This is a genomic window from Methylobacterium mesophilicum (assembly GCF_036441335.1).
Classification (GTDB): domain Bacteria; phylum Pseudomonadota; class Alphaproteobacteria; order Rhizobiales; family Beijerinckiaceae; genus Methylobacterium; species Methylobacterium mesophilicum_B.
The window spans coordinates 220,306-237,632 of record NZ_MLBW01000009.1 but is presented as its reverse complement, the minus strand read 5'-3'; the positions used below and the strand labels follow the sequence as shown (position 1 = coordinate 237,632).

17 protein-coding genes and 1 pseudogene are annotated in these 17,327 nt (G+C 72.2%); 9 read left to right on the top strand and 9 right to left on the bottom strand.

Annotated features, from left to right (window positions below; all coding sequences use genetic code 11):
- Positions 1-82 precede the first annotated feature (82 nt).
- Positions 83-316, bottom strand: a complete 234-nt coding sequence (locus MMR14E_RS07855) for a hypothetical protein (protein WP_331313570.1) — start codon at positions 314-316, stop codon at positions 83-85.
- Between the two features lie 332 nt (positions 317-648).
- On the opposite strand from MMR14E_RS07855, the gene MMR14E_RS07850 reads away from it, so the two are divergent.
- Positions 649-1,395: a YebC/PmpR family DNA-binding transcriptional regulator gene (locus tag MMR14E_RS07850; RefSeq protein ID WP_331313569.1), complete on the top strand. Its 747-nt coding sequence runs from the start codon at positions 649-651 to the stop codon at positions 1,393-1,395.
- Between the two features lie 145 nt (positions 1,396-1,540).
- Here the strand turns inward: MMR14E_RS07850 and MMR14E_RS07845 are convergent, their stop codons facing one another.
- Positions 1,541-2,527, bottom strand: coding sequence for an alginate O-acetyltransferase AlgX-related protein (locus tag MMR14E_RS07845; RefSeq protein ID WP_331313568.1), 987 nt, complete (start codon positions 2,525-2,527; stop codon positions 1,541-1,543).
- Between the two features lie 181 nt (positions 2,528-2,708).
- Here MMR14E_RS07845 and MMR14E_RS07840 point away from each other — a divergent pair.
- Positions 2,709-2,924 (top strand): annotated as a pseudogene (locus MMR14E_RS07840) (Ada metal-binding domain-containing protein); the annotation flags it as partial.
- Positions 2,866-3,867, top strand: a complete 1,002-nt coding sequence (locus MMR14E_RS07835; RefSeq protein ID WP_331313567.1) for an MBL fold metallo-hydrolase — start codon at positions 2,866-2,868, stop codon at positions 3,865-3,867. The pseudogene MMR14E_RS07840 and the gene MMR14E_RS07835, both read left to right, overlap by 59 nt.
- Here MMR14E_RS07835 and MMR14E_RS07830 read toward each other — a convergent pair.
- Genes MMR14E_RS07830 through MMR14E_RS07815 form a run of 4 tightly spaced genes read right to left on the bottom strand, consistent with a single transcriptional unit; the run spans position 3,828 to position 7,256 of the window.
- Entirely contained in the window at positions 3,828-4,616 is a 789-nt protein-coding gene (locus tag MMR14E_RS07830) for an HAD-IA family hydrolase (protein ID WP_331313566.1), read from the bottom strand. The two genes, MMR14E_RS07835 and MMR14E_RS07830, sit on opposite strands and share 40 nt — an antisense overlap.
- The gene (rpe, locus tag MMR14E_RS07825; RefSeq protein ID WP_020092550.1) at positions 4,610-5,296 is read right to left on the bottom strand and encodes a ribulose-phosphate 3-epimerase; all 687 of its coding nucleotides are present in this window, start codon (positions 5,294-5,296) and stop codon (positions 4,610-4,612) included. The genes MMR14E_RS07830 and rpe overlap by 7 nt, the downstream gene beginning before the upstream one ends.
- A gap of 20 nt (positions 5,297-5,316) precedes the next feature.
- Complete coding sequence (locus tag MMR14E_RS07820) at positions 5,317-6,177, bottom strand: phosphoribulokinase (RefSeq protein WP_012320495.1); 861 nt, start codon at positions 6,175-6,177, stop codon at positions 5,317-5,319.
- Positions 6,178-6,200: 23 nt separating this feature from the next.
- Positions 6,201-7,256, bottom strand: coding sequence for a class 1 fructose-bisphosphatase (locus MMR14E_RS07815; RefSeq protein ID WP_331313565.1), 1,056 nt, complete (start codon positions 7,254-7,256; stop codon positions 6,201-6,203).
- A 194-nt stretch (positions 7,257-7,450) separates the two neighbouring features.
- Here MMR14E_RS07815 and MMR14E_RS07810 point away from each other — a divergent pair, with 194 nt between their 5' ends.
- Together MMR14E_RS07810 and MMR14E_RS07805 are read left to right on the top strand one after the other, a co-directional pair.
- Positions 7,451-8,398 (top strand): LysR family transcriptional regulator, encoded by a 948-nt coding sequence (locus MMR14E_RS07810; protein WP_331313586.1) that lies wholly within the window; start codon positions 7,451-7,453, stop codon positions 8,396-8,398.
- Entirely contained in the window at positions 8,395-9,633 is a 1,239-nt protein-coding gene (locus MMR14E_RS07805) for an NAD(P)/FAD-dependent oxidoreductase (RefSeq protein ID WP_331313564.1), read from the top strand. Before MMR14E_RS07810 ends, MMR14E_RS07805 begins: the two co-directional genes overlap by 4 nt.
- Before the next feature lie 2 nt (positions 9,634-9,635).
- On the opposite strand, the gene MMR14E_RS07800 is transcribed toward MMR14E_RS07805, so the two are convergent.
- From MMR14E_RS07800 to MMR14E_RS07790, 3 genes are all read right to left on the bottom strand, one after another.
- Complete coding sequence (locus tag MMR14E_RS07800) at positions 9,636-10,877, bottom strand: MFS transporter (RefSeq protein WP_331313563.1); 1,242 nt, start codon at positions 10,875-10,877, stop codon at positions 9,636-9,638.
- 81 nt (positions 10,878-10,958) lie between these two features.
- Complete coding sequence (locus tag MMR14E_RS07795; RefSeq protein ID WP_331313562.1) at positions 10,959-11,873, bottom strand: amino acid ABC transporter substrate-binding protein; 915 nt, start codon at positions 11,871-11,873, stop codon at positions 10,959-10,961.
- A 117-nt stretch (positions 11,874-11,990) separates the two neighbouring features.
- The gene (locus MMR14E_RS07790) at positions 11,991-12,626 is read right to left on the bottom strand and encodes a glutathione S-transferase family protein (protein ID WP_331313561.1); all 636 of its coding nucleotides are present in this window, start codon (positions 12,624-12,626) and stop codon (positions 11,991-11,993) included.
- Positions 12,627-12,822: 196 nt separating this feature from the next.
- On the opposite strand from MMR14E_RS07790, the gene MMR14E_RS07785 reads away from it, so the two are divergent.
- The 4 genes from MMR14E_RS07785 to MMR14E_RS07770 all read left to right on the top strand — a co-directional run bounded on the left by MMR14E_RS07785 (position 12,823) and on the right by MMR14E_RS07770 (position 17,318).
- Entirely contained in the window at positions 12,823-13,203 is a 381-nt protein-coding gene (locus MMR14E_RS07785; protein WP_020092557.1) for a response regulator, read from the top strand.
- 57 nt (positions 13,204-13,260) lie between these two features.
- A complete protein-coding gene (locus MMR14E_RS07780; RefSeq protein ID WP_331313560.1) occupies positions 13,261-15,234 on the top strand; it encodes an AI-2E family transporter in 1,974 nt (657 codons plus the stop codon).
- Positions 15,235-15,366: 132 nt separating this feature from the next.
- On the top strand, positions 15,367-16,986 hold the full coding sequence (locus tag MMR14E_RS07775; RefSeq protein WP_331313559.1) for a hybrid sensor histidine kinase/response regulator: 1,620 nt from the start codon (positions 15,367-15,369) through the stop codon (positions 16,984-16,986).
- A 17-nt stretch (positions 16,987-17,003) separates the two neighbouring features.
- Positions 17,004-17,318 (top strand): plasmid stabilization protein, encoded by a 315-nt coding sequence (locus tag MMR14E_RS07770; RefSeq protein WP_331313558.1) that lies wholly within the window; start codon positions 17,004-17,006, stop codon positions 17,316-17,318.
- The last annotated feature ends 9 nt before the right edge of the window (positions 17,319-17,327 follow it).

The window sequence follows — 17,327 nt, the reverse complement described above, 5'->3', positions numbered from 1 at the left end:
TCCGGCGAGCGCGCCCCGCACCAGTTCGCGACGGTTCGTGACCGGCATCGGATCCTCCTTGAAACCCGCGTTGGCCCGTGTCCTAGCGTCGGCCCGGCCGGCGATCGGCGCGGGCGGCCACCCGCCCGTGCGCCTCGGTGGCGAACAGCATCGTGCCGGCCACGAGGCCGAGCGCGGCCGCGATCCCGAGCTTGACCCAGCGCGGGTCGGCCGCCGCGACCTTGCCGGTCGCGCGGGCGTCGAAGCGGCCGTGGGCGCCGGGATCGGTGCCCCTCGGCGGGTAGAGAGTGTCGGGGCGGTTCATCTGTGCCTGCATGCCTGTCATCGCCCCGCGTTTGCCGCGTCGGGCCAGGTTCGTGGGCGACAACGCGGCCGGCGCTCGCGCCCGTGACCGTGCTGCGTCCGTTCCGGCTCGAGATCGGGTTCCCCGCTGCGCGTGAAGTCCAGCGCCAACGCCCGAGGCGGCCATTCTTTCCGCGGTCACGGGATTGCGAAGCCCGCGCGTCCGTGTCGGCTCGTGCGGCGCCGACCGCATGCGGCCGCGTTGCTTCGCCCGGAGGCGGCGGCCTATATACGGCGCGACCTCACAGCCGCGACGGCGGGGTCCCGCACGCCCGCCCTCGCCAACGAACAAAAGTCTGAACCGTCATGGCAGGCCATTCGCAGTTCAAGAACATCATGCACCGGAAGGGCCGGGTGGACGCGGTCCGCTCGAAGGTGTTCGGCAAGCTCGCCCGCGAGATCACGGTGGCGGCCAAGCTCGGCACGCCCGACCCGGCGATGAACCCGCGCCTGCGCGCCGCGATCCTGGCGGCCCGCGCCGAGAACATGCCCAAGGACAATATCGAGCGCGCCATCAAGAAGGCTGCCGGCGCCGACGGCGAGAACTACGAGGACATCCGCTACGAGGGCTACGGGCCCGGCGGCGCCGCGCTGATCGTCGAGGCGCAGACCGACAACCGCAACCGCACCGCCTCGGACGTGCGCTCGGCCTTCACCAAGTCCGGCGGCAGCCTCGCCGAGACCGGGGCCGTCGCCTTCATGTTCGACCGGGTCGGCGTGATCGCCTTCCCGGCCTCCGTGGCCGACGCCGACACGATGCTGGAGGCGGCGATCGAGGCCGGCGCCGACGACGTCAGCTCCGGCGAGGACGGCCACGAGGTCATCTGCGCCCAGGATTCCTACGGTGAGGTCACGAAGGCCCTCGAGGCGCGCTTCGGCGAGCCCGCCCGCACGGGCCTGATCTGGAAGGCGCAGAACACCATCAACGTCGACGACGAGACCGGCGAGAAGCTCATCCGCCTTGTCGAGGTGATCGAGGACCAGGACGACGTCCAGCACGTCTACGTCAACTTCGCCCTGTCGGACGCGCTGGTGGCCAAGCTGCAGGCGTGAGGGGCACGGCCGGCGAGCCGGGGAGCGGACAGGACCGGTCGAGCCATGTCGGGCGCGCTCGCGCTCCGGAGCCCGCTCGGCAATCCCGGAATGAAGGGCTCGGGAGTCGCGGCGTGTTCGCGCCCCGGAGATCCGGGCCGGCCCGTCAGGCGCCCGCAGCCGCGAGCTCGGCCCCGAAGCGGTCCTGCGCGTAGCGCTCCACCGAGAAGGTGTCGTCGGGCACCTGCACCATGAAGCGCTCGGCCACCTCGGTCAGCACGATGTCGGGCCGGACGCGCTCGATATACGGCCAGTCCAGCGACGTGCTCCAGACGAAGTGCACCTCGCGGAACGTCTCGGCCAGCATGATCGTCAGCATGTACGGCATCACGTGCGAGAAGGAATCGCCGAACAGCGCCAGCCGGCGCGGGTCGGTGGCCTTGGCGTTCCCGTAGATCACGTGCGCGCCGACATGCAGCGTGTGCAGCAGGCCGGCCTTCTCCCGCGCTTCGACGATCGGGCTGCCGTAGGTCCGGACCGCGTCCTGCTGCATCAGGACGGTGCGCGAGCGCGCGCGCCGCGGCGGATCGAAGGCGCTGCCCAGGTCGCCGTCGTGGTCGGTCTCGAAGGAGGGCCGCTGCCGCAGGTCCCGTCGCGGCTCGGCGCCCAGCGCCCGGCAGATCTCCGCGTAGGCGAGATAGCAGCCGTCGGCGGACCAGTGGGTGTCGGTCCGGCAGTAGAGGTCGGCCGCGTCGCGCTGCGCCCGCATCGGCGTCACCAGATCGATGCAGGTCTGCCGCCAGCGCCTCCGTCGGCGCCAGGCCGCGTACCATCCGACCGGATTGGGGAAGCGGCCTGCCGGGGGCTCGCTGTGGAGGAGCCGGTAGGCCGGCGACGCGCTCGGCCGGATGGTGAGCCCGTCGAGCCGGTGATCGTAGATCATCAGCTTCTCCGGGGCGACGACGTGGCGGTACAGGATCCCCTGGGCGCGCAGGCGCCGCTCCCGCGTCGTCACGAGGCTGCGCCACTGCCAGATCAGCTCGGTCGTCTCCTCCGGCCGCTCGTACTGGCCGAGCACGTCGTTCGTGCCCGTCTTCAGGAACAGCCAGCCGTCCTGGCCGACATGGATGTGGTCGGGCGTGCTCGGAGCCATGGCGCACTCGTGTGGCGGGTTGCCCGTCCCGGCGGCTGCCGCGGATGTCGAATTCGGCCGCAAGGCGCGGGATGCCGGCGCGGCGGCGGACCGACACGATGCTGCCCGCGTCATCCCCCACCCGGCAGGCCCCGTCATGCCCCTCCTCAACGCCCGCGCCAAGCCGCATAGTGCCGGCGCCATGAGCCCCGTTCCCACGACAGACCCGAGCGATGCCGCGCGCTGGGCGGCCCTCGCCGCCCGCGACGCGCGGGCCGACGGCACCTTCGTGTACGCGGTCCGCACGACGGGGGTGTACTGCCGTCCGAGCTGCGCCGCGCGCGCGGCGCGGCCCGAGAATGTCAGCTTCCACCGGACCTGCGCCGAGGCCGAGGCGGCCGGCTTCCGGCCGTGCCGGTGGCGCGCTCGCCGGAGGGGCCGTCCTGGGGCTCGGCGGCGGCGCCCGCGCCACCGCACCCCTCGGCGGCGCGCAGGCCCCGGGCTTCTACCGGACCCGCGTCGGCAGCTGCGAGGTCACGGTCCTCAACGACGGCGCGCGGAGCTTCCCGATGCCGGACCGCTTCGTGCGCAACGTCCCCCGGGACGCGGCGCTCGGCGCCGCCGAGGCGGCCTACATGCCGCCCGGCCAGGTGACGGTGCCGTTCAACCCGACGCTGATCAACACGGGCGCGAAGCTCGTCCTGATCGATACCGGCAACGGCCCGGTGCCGGGCGCGCCCGTCGGCCGCCTCGCGGCGAACCTCGCGGCGGCCGGGATCGCGCCCGAGGACATCGACCTCGTCCTGCTCTCGCACCTCCATCCCGACCACACGAACGGCCTCAAGCGGGCGGACGGGTCCCTCGCCTTCCCGAAGGCCGAGATCCGGGCCGCGGCACCCGACTGGGCGTTCTGGATGAGCGACGCCAACATGGCCCGCGCCGCCGATCCGGTGACGCAGGGCTACTTCGCCAACACCCGCCGGGTGCTCGGCGACCTGAGGGACCGGATCGGGACCTTCGCGTGGGACGCGGAGGTCGCGCCCGGGATCACCGCCCTCGCGGCCCCCGGCCACACGCCGGGCCACACGGCCTTCGCGATCGCCTCGGGGGCGGACCGTCTGCTGGTGCAATCCGACGTGACCAACATCCCGGCCCTCTTCCTGCAGCACCCGGACTGGCACGTGATGTACGATTACGACGCCGATCAGGCGCAGGCGACGCGCCACCGCTTCTACGACATGGCTTCGTCCGAGCGGGCCCGCGTGGTCGGCTACCACTTCCCCTTCCCGTCGCTCGGCCACGTGGAGCGGGACGGGCCGGGCTACCGGCTCGTGCCCGTGGCCTGGACCGGCACGCTCTGACCGTCCCGGGATTCGTGCCACCGGATCAGGGCGGGCAGATCCACGACCCCGCCCGGCCATTCGACGCCCGCGAGGTGCCGGTGCGGACGGTCCGGCTCGCCGAGATCCGACACCGCCGAGAAGGCGCCGTCGAGCCGGTGGCTCTCGGTGTAGCGGCTCCGGGTCGCGAGGACCGGCAAGCCAGCGGCCCGGGCCGAGCTGATGCCGGCGGCCGAATCCTCGAAGGCCACCGCCTCGGAGGCCGGGATGGCCAGGCCGGCGAGCGCCAGCAGGAACACGTCGGGGGCGGGCTTCTTGCGGCTCGCCTCGTCGCCGGCCGCGATCACGTCGAAGGGCGCGGCGCCCGGCGGGAAATTGGCGGCGAGGAGCCGGTCGACGTTCGGGCGGCTCGTCGTGGTGGCCACGGCGAGCCGGATTCCGGCCGCCCGGGCCTCGGCGATCAGCCGGGCGATCCCGGGGCGCAGCGGCAGGCCGTTCCGCGCGACGAGGTCGCCGTAGGCGCGCGTCTTGATGGCGTGGATCTCCGGCGCGCGGGCGTGGAGCGCCTCGGCCTCCGCCGGGTGCTCGCTGTCGATGTAGTGGGCGAGCCGCTCCTTGCCGCCCATGACGGCGAGCAGGTCGGCGTAGAGCGCCTCGTCCCACCGCCAGGGCAGGCCGAGTTCCGCGAAGGCGCGGTTGAACGCCTGCCGGTGCAGGTCCTCGGTCTCGGCGAGGGTCCCGTCGACGTCGAAGACCAGCGCCCTCAGCACGACAGGTCGCGACCGGAGGCGCCCTCCGCGCCCTCGCGGATCGCCGCGATGCGCTCGGCGTAGGCGTCCGGGCCGCCGCTGAACACGGCGTTGCCGGCGACGAAGGTGTCGGCCCCGGCGCGGCTCGCGACCTTCACGGTCTCGGGATCGATCCCGCCGTCGACCTGGATGCGGATGTCCCGGCCCGCCACCATGGCGCGCACCCGCGCCACCGATTCCATGGCGCCCTTGATGAAGCTCTGGCCGCCGAAGCCGGGATTGACGGTCATCACCAGCACGAGATCCACGAGGTCGAGCACCGGCTCGACCATGGCGGCCGGCGTGCCGGGGTTGATCGCCACCCCGGCGCGCTTGCCGAGGTCGCGGATGGTCTGCAGCGAGCGGTGGATGTGCGGGCCGGCCTCGGCGTGGACCGTGATGCCGTCGGCGCCGGCCTGCGCGAACGCCGCGAGGTACGGGTCGGCCGGCGCGATCATCAGGTGCACGTCGAAATACTTCTGCGTGTGCGGGCGCAGGGCCTTCACCACCGGCGGCCCGAAGGTGATGTTGGGCACGAAATGGCCGTCCATCACGTCGAGGTGGATCCAGTCGGCCCCGGCCGCGTCCACGGCGCGCGTCTCCTCGGCGAGCTTCGAGAAGTCGGCGGACAGGATCGACGGGGCGATGACGGGTGCGAGCATGGGAGGCTTTCGGGATCGGCTCAGGCCAGCCGGCGGCGGCGCTCGACGAGCTGCATGATCATCGGTGTCAGGATCAGCTGCATCGCGAGGTCGAGCTTGCCGCCGGGGATCACGATGGAGTTGGCCCGGCTCATGAAACTGTCGTGAATCATGGAGACGAGATACGAGAAGTCGATCCCCTTCGGGTCCTTGAAGCGGATCACGACCATCGATTCGTCGGCGGTGGGAATCCAGCGGGCGATGAACGGGTTCGACGTGTCGACCGTCGGCACCCGCTGGAAGTTGATGTCGGTGAACGAGAATTGCGGGCAGATGGTCTGCACGTAGTCGGGCATGCGCCGCAGGATCACGTCGGTCACCGCCTCTGTGGAGTAGCCGCGGAACGAGCGGTCCCGGTGCAGCTTCTGGATCCATTCGAGGTTGATCACCGGCACGACCCCGATCTTCAGGTCGGCGTAGCGGGCGATGTCGACGTCCTGGTCGGCCACGCAGCCGTGCAGGCCCTCGTAGAACAGGAGGTCGGAATCGGGCGGGAACGTCTCCCAGTCCGAGAAACTGCCTTCCGGGATGCCGTAGGCCTGCGCGTCGTGCTGGTCATGGGCGTAGTGACGGGTCCGGCCCGTCCCGGACTCGGCGTAGCTGCGGAACACCGCCTCCAGCTCGGGCAGGAGGTTGGCCCGCGGCGCGAAGTGGGACAGCGTCGGCTCGTTCGCCATCATCGCCCGCATCGTGTCGCGGTCGAAGGCGTGGAAGCCGTCCCCCTCGATGAAGACCGCCCGCACGTCCTCCCGGCGGAAGATCTGCTCGAAGGTGTTGCGCACCGAGGTGGTTCCGGCCCCGGACGAGCCGGTCACCGAGATGATGGGATGACGCGCCGACATGCCTTTACGACTTCACGGTGCGGCTATGACCGCATCAGGCCGCGCTGGCCGAAAAGCGGCGAGCGGCCGGCATCGGGCTTTCCGCCGCCATAGTAGGTTGCGACGCACGCCACCTCCTCGGTGGAGCCGCAGACCAGCGGTGCCCGCTCGTGGATGCCGGTGGCCACGAGGTCGAGGATCCGCGTCTGGCCGTCGGTGGCCGCGCCGCCGGCCTGCTCGACCAGCATGGCCACGGGCGCGACCTCGTAGAGCAGCCGCAGGCGGCCGCGGGCGTAGTTCTTCCGGGCGTCGCCCGGGTAGAGGAACACGCCGCCGCGGGTCAGCACGCGCTGGATGTCGGCCACCAGGGAGGCGAGCCAGCGCATGTTGTAGTCCTTGTCGCGCGGCCCCTCGGTGCCGCGCTGGCAATCCTCGATATAGGCCTTGACCGGGGCGTCCCAGTGGCGGGCGTTCGAGGCGTTGATGGCGAATTCCTTGGCGGAGGCCGGCACCGACATCGCCGGGCTCGTCAGCTTGAACCGGCCCTCGGCGCGGTCGAGCACGTAGGACTGGGTGCCGTCGCCGAGCGTCAGGATCAGCGCCGTGGCCGGACCGTAGGTGACGAAGCCCGCGGCGATCTGCGTCGAGCCGGGGGTCGTGAACGAGGCCAGCGGGTTCGCCGCATCCTTGATCGACGGCCGGATGCCGAAGATCATGCCGACGGCCATGTTCACGCCGATGTTGGAGGAGCCGTCGAGGGGGTCGATGGCGACGGCCAGCGGCGCGTCCGGGTTCAGACGCATCACCTCCTCGGCCTCCTCGGAGGCGACCTCGGCGACCGGGGCGCCCTGCAGCGCCGCGGTCACGCTCTCGTGGGCGATCACGTCGAGGGCCTTCTGGACGTCGCCGTCGCTGTTGTGATCGCCGGCCGCCGCGAGGTCACCGCCGAGCGCGCCGCGCCCGATCCGCTCGCTGATCTCCACCGCCGACCGCGCCACGGCCGCGATCACCGCGGCGGCGTCCTTCAGCGCCGGATTGGCGTCCACGGCCTGCGCCAGGCAGGTCTCGAGGGGCGTCCCGATCGCCGCTGAAATTGCCATCGGCCTACTCCTCCTGCTCGGATCCCGCCCGCGGGGATCGCGCGTTCCGCGCCGGCTCTGTAGCGGCCGCTCCGCTGCCAAGATAGCGGTCTCTGTCTCCGGATCGACAGGAACCCGCGGCCGCGCCTTCAAGATTTCTGTGCGATCTTGTGCCATAGGACGAAAAAAACGAGATGTCCGCCGAGAAATCCGCCATGCGCAACCTCTCCCTCAAGCAGCTCCAGGCGGTCGCTGCCGTGGCCCGCCTCGGCACCATGACCCGGGCTGCGCAGGAGCTGAACGTCACCTCGGCCGCCCTCTACGCGCGCATCCGCCAGCTGGAGGAGGAGGCCGGGCTGCTGCTGTTCGACCGGACGCCGGGCGGCCTCAAGCCGACGGATGCCGGCCGCGAGATGCTCTGGGCGATCGACAGCATCAACACGGTGCTGGAAACCTGCACCGACCGCCTGCGCACCCTGCGCGGCGCGGAGGGCGGGCGCGTGGCGCTCGGCGTCGTCTCCACCGCCAAGTACTTCGCCCCGCAGGTGATCGCGGGCTTCGTCAAGAAGCACCCCGGTGTCGAGATCAGCCTGTCGGTGCGCAACCGCGGCCAGACCGTGGAGGCGCTGCGCGGCTACGAGATCGACTTCGCCCTCATGGGCCGCCCGCCCCGGGACTTCCCGATCGAGGCCGCCACCTTCGGGCCGCACCCGATCGTGCTGATCGCGCCGCCGGGCCATCCCCTGGCGGGCCGGACCGACCTGAACCGCGAGGACCTCGCCGACCAGCCGTTCTTCCTGCGCGAGGAGGGTTCGGGCACCCGCATGGTCTTCGAGGAGTTCATGACCGGCGTCCTGGTCAAGCGGGCGCCGCTGGACATCGACACCGGGTCGAACGAGACCATCAAGCAGGCGGTGATGGCCGGGCTCGGGATCGCGCTGCTCTCGGTGCATTCCGTGGCGGCCGAGCTGGAGAGCGGCCGCCTCGTCCTCCTCAACGTCAGGGGCCTGCCGATCCGGCGCGACTGGTACGCGGTGAGGCGCGCCGACAAGGTGCTGGGTCCCGCCGCCTCCGCGGTCTGGTCCTACCTGATGTCGGAGGGCGCGCGCAGCCTCCCGGGCGTCGCCCAGAGCGGCCTCGTGCCGGCCGGAGCCAAGGCGTGAGCGCCGGCGTCGTCGTGGCCGGGGCCGGGCAGGCCGGGTTCCAGCTCGCCGCCTCCCTGCGGGAGGGCGGATTCCGGGACCCGATCACCCTGGTGGGCGACGAGACCGCCCTGCCCTATCAGCGGCCGCCGCTCTCGAAGGCCTACCTCGCCGGCAAGACCGACCGCGAGGGCCTGTTCCTGCGCCCGCCCGGCTTCTTCGCCGAGCACGCCATCGCGCACCGTCCGGGGCTCCGCGCCGTCGCGATCGACCGGGACGCGCGCCGCCTGCAGCTCTCGGACGGCACCGGCCTCCCCTACGACCACCTCGTGCTCGCCGCCGGCGCGCGCAACCGCCCCCTGCCGGTCCCGGGCGCCGAACTCGCGGGCGTGCGCCAGCTGCGCGGCCTCGCGGATGCCGACGCCCTCAAGGAGGATCTCGCCGCGGCCCGGGCCGTCGTGGTGGTCGGGGCCGGCTTCATCGGGCTCGAATTCGCCGCCGTCGCGGCCGCGCGCGGCGTCCCGGTGACGGTGATCGAGGCGGCCGATCGGCCCATGGCCCGGGCGGTCTCGTCCGAGATGGGCGCGTTCTTCCGCCGTGCCCACGCCGCGATGGGCGTGCGCTTCGCCTTCGGGGCCGGCGTGACGGCGATCGTCGGCCGGGACGGCCGCGCCGCGGGCGTCGCCCTGGCGGACGGACGCGAACTCGCGGCCGACCTGATCCTCGTGGGGATCGGCGTCCTGCCGAACCGGGAACTCGCCGCGGAGGCCGGCCTCCCGGCCGAGGACGGCGTGCGGGTCGACGCGTTCCTGGCGACGCCCGACCCGGCCATCTCGGCGATCGGCGACTGCGCCCGCTTCCCGAGCCCCTTCGCCCGCGGGCTGACGCCGGACGGGACGGTGCGGATCGAGTCCGTGCAGAACGCCATCGACCAGGGCCGCTGCCTCGCGGCGCGCCTCACCGGCAAGCCCGCCGCCTACGGCGCGCTGCCGTGGTTCTGGAGCGACCAGGGTCCGCACAAGCTGCAGATCGCGGGCCTGTCGGGACCCGGCGATGCCAGCGTGGTCCGCGGAACCGGCGACGCCGTCTCGGTCTTCCGCTTCCGCGACGGGCAGCTGAGCGCGGTGGAGTCCGTCGACCGCGCGGGCGACCACATGATCGCGCGGCGCCTGCTCGCGGCCGGGACGCCGCTGACGCCCGATCAGGCGGCCGACCCGGATTTCGACCTGAAGGGTCTCGCGCTGCGGCGAGCCTGACCTCAGCCCGGGAACGCCACCGGCGCCGGCTTCTGGCGCAGGGCGATGGCCGTGGCGATCCCGAGCGCCAGGATGGTGACAGCACAGCCCAGGAGCGCCCCGAGCTGGCCGAACCGGAGCAGCGCCTGCCCGATCACCGCGACGCCGAGCGCCTGGCCGCAGAAGAACGAGAAGGCGTGGAGCGCCACCGCGGAGGCCCGGGCTTTGGGCGCGACCTCGGTGACCTGCGTCTGGTAGGTGTTGTGCAGCATGTAGAAGCCGAGGCCCATGGCGGTGAGCGCGGCGCAGTCGACCTGCCACGAGCCCGCGAGCCCGACCACGGTGAGCGACGCGCCGCAGATCAGGCCGCCGCCGATCAGCATCCGCGGCAGGCCGAGCAGCCGCACCAGCAGCCCGACGAGCGCCGAGTAGAGCAGGCCGCCGACCGCGAACCCCGCCAGCACCAGACCGGCCTCGCGCGGGCCGCCCTCGCCCCGCGCCTCGATCAGCGGGGCGAGGTGCGGGAACACGCCGAAGATCGCGATCGCCTCGATGAACACCGCCGCGAACAGCACCCGCGCCCGGGGATTGCCCAGGATCGTGCGGTAGCGCGTCACCGCCTCGCCGAAGGCGGGGCGGCGGGCGGGGGCCCGGCCGGCCCGGTCGAAGCCGAGGACGGTCGCCGCGCAGGCGAGCGCCGCCACCGCGGCGGTGACCGCGAAGACGCCGCGCCAGCCGATCGCCGCCTCGATCAGGCCCGCGAAGGTCGAGCCCGAGAGCTGGCCGAGGATCACCGCCACGAGGAAGCGCCCGATCGCCACCTGCCGGCTCTCCATCGGCACGCGGTCGCCGAGGAGCGCCAGCGACAGCGGGATGCAGCCGCCCGCGGCCGCCCCCGCCAGCATGCGCAGGCCGAACAGGCTGCCGATATCCGGCGCGACGCTGCACAGGGTCAGCGCCACGGCGAGCACCGCGAGGCAGGTGCTCATCACCCGCTCCTTGCCGAGCGCGTCGCCGATCGGGCCGAGCACCGGCTGGATGAACGCGTAGGGCAGCGCGAAGGCGGTGGAGAGGAGCGCCACGGTGTGCGCGTCGCTCGCGAGGTCCCGCGCGAGCACGCCGACCAGGGGCTCGACCGAGCGGAGCGCGAAGGTGCTGCCGAAGCCCGCGCAGGCCAGCACGAGGATCAGGCGCGGGATCGACGTGGCCGGCGGCGCGGCGACGGCCGCGCTGGTCGGGAGAGCCGGCTCTGTGCTGTCGGTCATGGCACGCTTCGCGACGCGGGCGGGGTCAGGATCGCGGCATCGCATCTCCCTCGCCGGAGCGGAACCCCGCCGCGCGACAGATCAGTGCGCGTAGAACGCGGGGTCGGGATTGTCGGTCGGGTGCGCGAAGGCCCAGCGCAGGGCCGACGACAGCGGCACGTTGTAGTTGAGGCCGCGCGGCGGCACCGGTTTCAGGAACCAGCGGTCGTAGAGTACCATGATCTCGGGGCTCCGGTAGAGATCGGCCGTCGCCCGGTCGACCACCGCCTTGAAGGCCGGATCGTCCTTGCGCAGCATGATCCCGTAGGGCTCCGGGTTGGACAGGGTCTCGTCGCTGACCACGTAGGCGGCGGGCTCCTTGGACTGGGCCGCGACCACGCTGAGCTGCACGTCGTCCATGACGAAGGCCGAGGCCCGGCCGGTCTCGACCATGAGGAAGCCCTCCGGGACGTCCTTGGCGGCGATCACCGTGATGCCGAGCTTGCGCTCGTTGTTGGCCTTGATCAGCATCAGGATGTTGGTCGAGCCGGCCACCGACGAGACCGTCTTGCCGCGCAGGTCGTCCAGGCTGGCGATGTGCTGGTCCTTCCGGGAGACGAAGCGGGTCGCCGTCAGGAAGTGGGTGTTGGTGAAGTCCACCTGCTTCTTGCGCTCGGCGTTGTTGGTGGTCGTCCCGCACTCGAGGTCGATCGTGCCGTTGGTCATCAGCGGGATGCGGGACGAGGAGTTGACGAACTCCATCCCGACCTCGAGGCCCGGCATCTTCAGCTCGCGCTTCACCGCGTCGGCGATCTTCAGGCAGATGTCGACCGCGAAGCCGACGACCTTCTGGTTCTGGTCCAGGTAGCTGAACGGCGTGGCGGTATCGCGCACGCCGAGGACCAGCCTGTTGCTGTCGTGGATCTTCTTGAGGGTGCCGGTGAGCTCGGCGGCCCGTGCGGCCCCCGAGGGGGCGCCGAGGAGGAGCGCGGCGACGAGGGGAGCGAGCAGACGCATGGGCCGACGGGTTCCGGTCGCGCGAGGGGCCGCCAGCGGGATGACCCGCCGGCGGGAGACCGGACCGCGCGCCGGGGCCGGCCCCCGGCCGGAGCCCCAGCAAGAGTCCGGCCGCGCTCAGGCGGACGCGGCCGCCTGATGCGCCTCGGCGAGCTGCGCGTCCGCGGCCGCGACCTTCCGCGAGGCCGGGCGGGACCGGATGCGCTCCACGTAGGCGGTCAGCACCGGATCGGGCGCGACGAGGCCGAAGCCCGTCGTCCAGCCGAGGGCGCCGCCCCACAGCACGTCGGCGGCGCTGAAGCGCGCCCCGAGCAGGTACGGGCCGGGCGTCAGGGCCTCCTTCACCCGGGCGATGACGCTGTCGTAATCCGCGTAGGCCGACATGGCGCGCGGGCCCGGCTCCCGCTGCAGGTGCCGGTCGATCACCGCGGGCTCGAAGCAGGAGCCGTAGAACACCATCCAGCGCAGGTAGGTGGCCCGGTCGGGCTCGGTCGGAGCCGGGGCGAGCCCCGCCTCGGGGAACAGGTCGGCGAGGTAGAGGTAGACGGCCGCCTGCTCGGTCACCAGGGCGTCGCCGTGGCGGATCGCCGGCACCTTCGCCATCGGGTTGACGGCGCGATAGGCGTCCTGGAGGTGCTCGCCGGCGCGCATGTTGAGCGCGTGCAGCCGGTACGGGACCCCGAGTTCCTCGAGCAGCACGCGCACGCCCGACGAGCGGGTATTGGGCGAATGATAGAGCTCGATGTCAGGCATAGTGGTCGTTCCGCCCCGTTCGAGGATTGTCGATTCGTTGGCGTGTACGCTCTTACCCGTGGACCGACGGGTCAACCGCGGACCGGAGCGCCACTTCTCCAGGGACCGGAATCGCGGCAGGAACGTTGGGCGATTGTGCGTTGCCGCGCGTTGGGCCTCCGACCGGCACGACGCGAGCCGGGGGTTACGAGTTCTGATGGCGAAGATTCTGCTGGTCGAGGACCACGAAGAGATCTGGGACTTCCTCTCGCGCCGCCTCAAGCGGCGCGGCTACGAGGTGATGCTCGCCCATGACGGCGAGGCCGGTGTCCGGCAGGCCCGCTCGGGCCAGCCCGACGTGATCCTCCTCGACATGAACCTGCCGGTCCTGGACGGCTGGTCGGTCGCCCGGACCCTGAAATCCGGCACCGACACGCGGGCGATCCCGATCATCGCGCTGACGGCCCACGCCATGTCGGGCGACCGCGACAAGGCGATCCAGGCGGGATGCGACGACTACCACCCGAAGCCCGTCGATTTCTCGAAGCTGCTCAGCCAGATCAGCGCTGCCCTGGGCGAGACCGCGCAGGCGAGCTGACCCGGCCGCGGACGCGCGACCTGTGGCCCCGAGACCTGATGTGAGTGGAGCGTGTCCGTGAGCGAGGATCCCGTCACCGCCCAGCGCCTGCGGCAGGGCCTGCCGGTCTTCGTCGCGCTGGCGTCGATCCTCCTCGTGGTCGCCACGATGGCGGCCCTCTACCTCGGGCGCGAGATCCTCGTGCCGGTGACGCTGGCGATCCTCCTGAGCTTCGTCCTCGTTCCGGCGGTGCGGATGCTGCGGCGGCTGCGCGTGCCGCGCGCCCCGGCGGTCCTGCTGGTGGTGGTGATCGTCTTCGGCGCCCTGTTCGGCCTCGGCAGCCTGATCGCCAGCGAGGCGTCCCAGCTCGCCTCCGACCTGCCGCGCTACACCCAGGTGATGCGCACGAAGATCAAGGACCTGCGCGGGGCGACGGCCGGGACCGGCACGCTCTCGCGGATCGTCGACATGGTGCAGGATCTCAGCGCCACCCTGCAGCCGCCGCCGGCCGCGGAGGTCCGCGGCGAGCCGGGATCGCGCACGCACCCGCTCACGGTCGAGCTCACCCCCGCCCGCGCCAGCGTCGTCGACACGCTTCAGACCTTCGCGGGCCCGATCCTGCACCCGCTGGCCACCACCGGCCTGATCCTGATCTTCACGATCTTCATCCTGCTCCAGCGCGAGGACCTGCGGAACCGGGCGATCCGGCTCGCCGGCGGCTCGGGCGACCTGCGCCGGACCACGGCGGCGATCGACGACGCCACCAGCCGGCTGAGCCGCTTCTTCCTGGCCCAGCTCGCGCTCAACATCGCCTTCGGCCTCGTCATCGGCGTCGGTCTCTGGGTGATCGGCGTCCCGAGCCCGACCCTGTTCGGCGTCCTCGCGGCGATCCTGCGCTTCGTGCCCTACATCGGTGCCGCGATCAGCGCCCTGCTGCCGCTGATCCTCGCCGCCGCCGTCGATCCCGGCTGGAGCATGGTGATCGCCACCGCGGCCCTGTTCCTCGTGGTCGAGCCGATCTGCGGCCACGTGATCGAGCCGCTGCTCTACGGGCACTCCACCGGCCTCTCGCCGGTCGCCGTCATCCTGGCCGCGACGATCTGGACCTTCCTGTGGGGCCCGATCGGCCTCGTGCTGGCCACCCCCCTCACCGTCTGCCTGGTGGTGCTCGGCCGGCACGTGGAGCGGCTCTGGTACCTCGACGTGCTGCTCGGCGACCAGCCCGCCCTGTCACCGCCCGAGATCTTCTACCAGCGCATGCTGGCCGGCGATCCGGTGGAGGCGATCGACCAGGGGTGGCAGTTCCTGAAGGAGCGCGCGCTCGTCACCTACTACGACGAGGTCGCCCTCGCGGGCCTGCTGCTGGCGCAGGAGGATCTGTCCCGCGGCACCCTGGATCGGGAGCGGCAGGCGGAGGTCGGTGCCGCGATCGCGACGGTGGTGGACCGCCTGGGCACGGCGCCGGTCGGGCGCCGTGCCCGGCGGGGATCCGGCCGCGGGCCCGACACCGAGACCGCGGCGGCCCTGGCCGCCGTCGGGCCCGACCGGCAGGTGGCCGGCATCGTTCTGGAGCGCGAGGACCTCGCGCCGAACTGGCGCAGTGAGACGCCGGTCCTGTGCGTGTCGAGCCGCGGCCCGTTCGACGAGGCGGCGACGCTGATGCTGAGCCAGATCCTCGCGCGCCACGGGCTGGCCTCGCAGATCCTGTCCATGGCGGCGATCCGTGCCGGCGAGCGGCCCGAGAACCCGGACGGCCTCGCGCTGATCTGCTTCTCCTACCTGGAGCCGGTGAGCCTGTCGCAGATCCGCTTCACCGTCCGGCAGGCCCGGGCGGCGGTGCCGGGTGTCCGCATCCTGGTCGGCTTCTGGCGCGAGCGCGATCCCGCGACCCTGGAGCGCCTCCGCCGGGCGACCTCGGCCGACTTCCTGGTGACCTCGCTGAACGAGGCGCTGTCGGCGGTGCTGGGCGCCTGTCGCGAACCCGCGCCGCCCCGGGTCGTCACGGCACCCGTGGGCGCGCCGGCCGCGGCGGCGCGGCCGGCAGCGGCATGAGAGCGTCGCGCGACACCGCCGCCGGGGATACCATGTCGACTTCGGCCGTCCGGCCGCTAATCTCGCTCACGCATTTCGTGATCGACCGCGCGCAGAGGTCTTTCCCGGCCTGGAAGGTGACGACCGCCTCGCATGTCTGAAACGCCAGAAACGCCGCCCTCCGGGCCGAGTCCCCCGATCCGGGACAGCGCCCCGAGCGACATCACCGACCGCAAGAGCGACATCTTCTTCGCGGCGGTCGAGACGACGCGGATGCCGATGATCGTCACCGATCCGCGCCAGCCCGACAACCCGATCATCTTCGCCAACAGGGCATTCCTGGCGATGACCGGCTACACGCCGGAAGAGCTGATCGGGCGCAACTGCCGCTTCCTCCAGGGTCCCGACACCGACCGAGAGAGCGTCGCGCAGATCCGCGCGGCGATCGCGGAAAAGCGCGAGTTCGCCACCGAGATCCTGAACTACCGCAAGAACGGATCGACCTTCTGGAACGCCCTGTTCGTCTCGCCGGTCTACAATGCCGACGGCGAGCTCGTGTACTACTTCGGCTCGCAGCTCGACGTCTCACGCCGCCGCGACGCCGAGGAGGCCCTGGGCCAGGCCCAGAAGATGGAGGCGCTCGGCCAGCTCACCGGCGGCATCGCGCACGATTTCAACAACCTGCTGCAGGTGATCGTCGGCTACGTCGACATCCTGGCGGCCGGCCTGGAGAAGCCCGACGCCGACCGCGCGCGGCTCGGCCGCGCCACCGAGAACATCCGGCAGGCGGCCGAGCGCGCCACGACGCTGACCCAGCAATTGCTGGCCTTCGCCCGCAAGCAACGGCTGGACGGCCGCGCGGTCAATCTCAACACCCTGATCGAGGGGATGGGCGAGATGGTCGCCCGCTCCGTGGGCGAGGCCGTGAAGGTCGAGCTCGACCTCGCGGCGGATCTCTGGAACTGCCGCGTCGACCCGACCCAGGCCGAGGTCGCGATCCTGAACGTGCTGATCAACGCCCGCGACGCGATGCCGGAGGGCGGCACCGTCCGGATCTCCACCGAGAACAACGAGATCGCCGCGCGTGGCCGGGAGATCGGGCCTCTGCGCGACGGCCGCTACGTCAGCATCGCCATCAGGGACAGCGGCACCGGCATCCCGCCGGCCGTGCTCGCCCGCGTGATGGACCCGTTCTTCACCACCAAGGAGGAGGGGAAGGGCACGGGCCTCGGCCTGTCGATGGTCTACGGCTTCGCCAAGCAGTCGGGCGGCGCCGCGCAGATCGAGTCGACGGTCGGGTCCGGCACGACGGTGCGCCTGTCGTTCCCCGCGACCGACGGCGACGTGAACGCCCCCGCGAAGGTCTCGCTGCGGGCCGTGGACCGCCAGGGCACCGAGACGATCCTGATCGTCGACGACCGCGAGGACGTGGCCGAACTCGCCCGCACCATCCTGCGGGACTTCGGCTACACGACGCTGGTGGCGAGCAACGCCCGCGAGGCCCTGGAGATCCTGGACTCGAGCGAGAAGGTCGACCTGCTGTTCACCGACCTGATCATGCCGGGGGGCATGAACGGGGTGCTGCTGGCCCGCGAGGCCCGGCGGCGCCAGCCCAAGCTCAAGGTGCTGCTCGCCACGGGCTACGCGGAGGCGAGCCTGGAGCGAACCGATATCGGCGGCTCGGAGTTTGATCTCCTGAACAAGCCCTACCGGCGCACGGAGCTGGTCCGCCGCGTGCGCGCGATCCTCGACGGTCCGACCGGGGTGGGCTGAGCTTCGGGAGACGGCCCATGTCCCAGGGCGACAAGTCGAAATACACCGACAAGCAGAAGCGCAAGGCCGAGCACATCGCCGACTCGTACGAGGCCCGCGGCGTGCCGGAGAAGGAGGCGGAGGCCCGCGCCTGGGCCACCGTCAACAAGGACGACGGCGGCGGCAAGAAGCCGGGCGGATCGGGTCGCGGCAAGGCCACCGGCCACCCGGCCGCCCACAAGGGCGGCGCGTCCGGCGGCAAGGCCTCGGCCGGTCGGACGGCCGCGGAGCGCTCCGCCTCCGCCCGGAAGGCCGCCGCGACCCGCAAGGCCAACGCCGCCGCGCGGGCCTGATCCCGTCGC

Bases quoted from the DNA above. Each gene is read 5' to 3' on its own strand.
- MMR14E_RS07810 (WP_331313586.1), top strand. From the start codon at position 7,451: ATGCGCAACCTCTCCCTCAAGCAGCTCCAGGCGGTCGCTGCCGTGGCC.
- MMR14E_RS07770 (WP_331313558.1), top strand. From the start codon at position 17,004: ATGTCCCAGGGCGACAAGTCGAAATACACCGACAAGCAGAAGCGCAAG.
- MMR14E_RS07775 (WP_331313559.1), top strand. From the start codon at position 15,367: ATGTCTGAAACGCCAGAAACGCCGCCCTCCGGGCCGAGTCCCCCGATC.
- rpe (WP_020092550.1), bottom strand. From the start codon at position 5,296: ATGCTCGCACCCGTCATCGCCCCGTCGATCCTGTCCGCCGACTTCTCG.
- MMR14E_RS07835 (WP_331313567.1), top strand. From the start codon at position 2,866: ATGTCAGCTTCCACCGGACCTGCGCCGAGGCCGAGGCGGCCGGCTTCC.
- MMR14E_RS07785 (WP_020092557.1), top strand. From the start codon at position 12,823: ATGGCGAAGATTCTGCTGGTCGAGGACCACGAAGAGATCTGGGACTTC.
- MMR14E_RS07820 (WP_012320495.1), bottom strand. From the start codon at position 6,177: ATGTCGGCGCGTCATCCCATCATCTCGGTGACCGGCTCGTCCGGGGCC.
- MMR14E_RS07845 (WP_331313568.1), bottom strand. From the start codon at position 2,527: ATGGCTCCGAGCACGCCCGACCACATCCATGTCGGCCAGGACGGCTGG.
- MMR14E_RS07790 (WP_331313561.1), bottom strand. From the start codon at position 12,626: ATGCCTGACATCGAGCTCTATCATTCGCCCAATACCCGCTCGTCGGGC.
- MMR14E_RS07795 (WP_331313562.1), bottom strand. From the start codon at position 11,873: ATGCGTCTGCTCGCTCCCCTCGTCGCCGCGCTCCTCCTCGGCGCCCCC.
- MMR14E_RS07800 (WP_331313563.1), bottom strand. From the start codon at position 10,877: ATGACCGACAGCACAGAGCCGGCTCTCCCGACCAGCGCGGCCGTCGCC.
- MMR14E_RS07850 (WP_331313569.1), top strand. From the start codon at position 649: ATGGCAGGCCATTCGCAGTTCAAGAACATCATGCACCGGAAGGGCCGG.
- MMR14E_RS07855 (WP_331313570.1), bottom strand. From the start codon at position 316: ATGCAGGCACAGATGAACCGCCCCGACACTCTCTACCCGCCGAGGGGC.
- MMR14E_RS07815 (WP_331313565.1), bottom strand. From the start codon at position 7,256: ATGGCAATTTCAGCGGCGATCGGGACGCCCCTCGAGACCTGCCTGGCG.